Origin of the sequence: Streptomyces actuosus, from assembly GCF_016921115.1 — a bacterium.
Lineage (GTDB): Bacteria > Actinomycetota > Actinomycetes > Streptomycetales > Streptomycetaceae > Streptomyces > Streptomyces actuosus_A.
In genome coordinates this window covers 1-1,330 of sequence record NZ_JAFFZS010000101.1, presented here as the reverse complement: position 1 = coordinate 1,330, position 1,330 = coordinate 1, and the positions used below count along the sequence as shown (strand labels likewise).

The 1,330-nt window shown below is 65.6% G+C and carries 1 protein-coding gene; it reads right to left on the bottom strand.

All coding sequences use genetic code 11. The features are described 5' to 3' along the window. Nucleotides 1–27 precede the first annotated feature (27 nt). Nucleotides 28–1,280, bottom strand: a protein-coding gene (locus tag JS756_RS35710; protein WP_205387424.1) for an IS3 family transposase whose coding sequence is annotated in 2 segments (ribosomal slippage) — nucleotides 28–998 and nucleotides 998–1,280 — 1,254 coding nt in all. Because the reading frame shifts where the segments join, the coding sequence is not laid out codon by codon here. Between the last annotated feature and the right edge of the window lie 50 nt (nucleotides 1,281–1,330).

Below are 1,330 nucleotides of genomic sequence, written 5' to 3'. Positions count from 1 at the left end.
TGAACCGCCCCGGGTTCGGTAGAGATCTCAGATTGTGGTGATGACCTGGGGTTTCTTGAGTTCGGTGTAGTAGTTGGCTTCGTATTCGACGGGCGGGATGTGCCCTATCTCACCGTGGAGTCGGCGGTGGTTGTACCAGTCGATCCACTCGGCAGCGGCCAGCTCGACCTGGGAGAGCGTCTTCCAGGGGTGCTGGGGCTTGATCAGCTCGGTTTTGAACAGGCCGATCGTGGACTCCATCAGGGCGTTGTCGTACGCGTCACCAACGGATCCGATGCTCGCCGCGATGCCGGCGGCGTCCAGGTGCTCGGCGAGGCGGAAGCTCGTGTACTGCGACCCGGCGTCCGAATGATGTATCAACTCGCCCGGCTGGATGGGATGTTGGTCACGGTCGCGCTGCCAGATCGCCATCTCCAGGGCGTCCAGTACGAACACGGTCTCCTTCACCGTGGCGGCCGACCAGCCCACGATCCGGCGCGAGAAGGTGTCCACGACGAACGCGACATAGACGACGCCGGCGAAGGTCTTCACGTGCGTGAAGTCGGCTACCCAGCAGCGGTTCGGGGCGCCGGCGACGAAGTCGCGGTCGACCAGGTCCGGGGCCCGCTCGGCCTGTCCGCCGGGGATCGTGGTGATGACGCGTTTGCCGCGCACCGCGCCCTGGATGCCGAGCTCGCGCATCAGGCGCTCGACGGTGCAGCGGGCCGCCGCATGTCCCTGCCGGTTCAGCTCGCGCCAGATCTTCCGGGCCCCGTAGACACGGTAGTTGGACGTGTAGACCTCCTGGATCCTCTCCTTGAGCTCCTCGTCGCGCACGGAACGGGCAGAGGGAGTTTCGAGGCGTTTCTTGTGGGCGTAGTACGTGGAAGGGGCGATCTGGCAGTCGTGTGCGGTGAGCGTCCTGCAGATCGGCTCGACGCCGCCGAAGCGGTCCCGGTGCTCGTCGATGAACGCTACGAGCGCGTGTGTGGCCGGTCGAGCTCGGCCGCGAAGAAACTCGCGGCGGCCTTCAGGATCTCGTTCGCCCGCTTCAGCTCGGCGTTCTCCTTCTTCAACGCCTTGAGCTGGGCGGACTCCTCCGTCGTCGTCCCTGGACGCTGCCCCGCGTCGATCTCGTACTGCTTAACCCAGTTCCGCAGCGTCTCGCGGGAACCGATGTCGAGCTTGTCCGCCACCGCCTGCAGGGCGGCCGTCTCGTTCGGGTAGTCGTCGCGCACCTCGGCGACCATGCGCACCGCGCGACGGCGCAGCTCAAGCGGGTAACGGGAGGGTCGTGCCATGACTCAATCCTTTCACGGAATCGAGTCTCTACCTGACACGGGGCGGTTCA